This window comes from Microbacterium sp. (assembly GCF_031988965.1).
In the GTDB taxonomy this organism is placed as follows: Bacteria; Actinomycetota; Actinomycetes; order Actinomycetales; family Microbacteriaceae; genus Microbacterium.
Window position 1 is genome coordinate 1 of the sequence record NZ_DALZXX010000299.1, and the last position, 1,110, is coordinate 1,110.

Consider the following 1,110-nt stretch of genomic DNA (forward strand, 5'->3'; position numbering starts at 1 on the left):
CGCCATGCTCGTCATCGTCGGCGGTTCGGCCGCCGTCGCCCTGGAGCGGATGCACGAGCTCGAGGCCATCAACGCCTCGGGGCCCATCGAACCGCTCGTGCTGGCCGCGCCCGCAGACGATACCGAACCGGAACCGGAGCCCGAACCCGAGCCCGAACCCGAACCCGAGCCGGAACCGGAGCCGGAGCCAGAACCCGAACCGGAGCCGGAACCCGAACCGGAGCCGGCCGCCGACACCACCGAGAACGGAGCCGACCGATGAAGGTTCCCGCCATGATCGCCGCGGAACTGCGGCGACTGACCGCGAGCAAGATGGGCGTGATCGCCCTGATCGCTCTGGTGTGCGTGCCGATCCTCTACGGCGGCCTGTACCTGTGGGCCAACCAGGACCCCTACGCGAAGTTCCCCGAGGTGCCTGTGGCGCTCGTCGTCGACGACCAGGGAGCCCCCGAGCCCACCACGGGAACGGATGCTCCCACCGGCGAGACCGTGAACTACGGCGAAGACGTGGCCGACAATCTCATCGAGGGCAACGCCTTCGACTGGCAGCGCATGAGCGTCGACGAGGCGGCGGATGCTCTGCGACAGGGCACCGTCGACTTCACCGTGACGATTCCCGCCGACTTCTCGGCAGCGCTCACCTCGGCCGCGGGCGACGATCCGCATCAAGCGCGCATCGAGCTCGAGACCAACGACGCGAACAACTATCTCGCGTCGTCCATGGGTACGCAGGCGGTCGAGAAGATCCGCAGCTCGGTGGCGCAGACCGTGGGGACCCAGGCCGCCGAGCGCCTGCTCACCGGCCTCAGCGATGTGCGCGACAACCTCATCGAGGCCACCGACGGCGCGACCCAGCTGACCGACGGCGCGAACACCGCATCGTCGGGCAGTGCGACGCTCGCCGACGGCACCGCTCAGCTCGCGGCCGGCACGGCGCAGCTCGCCGAGGGCGCGAACACCCTCGCCTCCGGCGCGCAGCAGGTCAGCGATGGAAACCGCCAGCTGGCGGACATCGCCGATCGGGCGGGCTCGGTCGTGCAGCAGGCGACGGATGCTCTGTCGCAGGTGCGCACCGACATCTCGAGTGTGCTCACCGAGCGCGGTCTCACC

2 protein-coding genes are annotated in these 1,110 nt (G+C 69.8%); both read left to right on the forward strand.

Features of this window, described 5'->3' with window-relative positions; genetic code table 11:
• Positions 1-262 (forward strand): hypothetical protein (locus tag RTM68_RS18915; RefSeq protein ID WP_312173879.1); only part of this gene is annotated, 262 nt, incomplete at its 5' end.
• Positions 259-1,110, forward strand: an 852-nt coding sequence (locus RTM68_RS18920; protein WP_312173881.1) for a YhgE/Pip family protein, incomplete at its 3' end; no start/stop codon positions are given. The genes RTM68_RS18915 and RTM68_RS18920, both read left to right, overlap by 4 nt.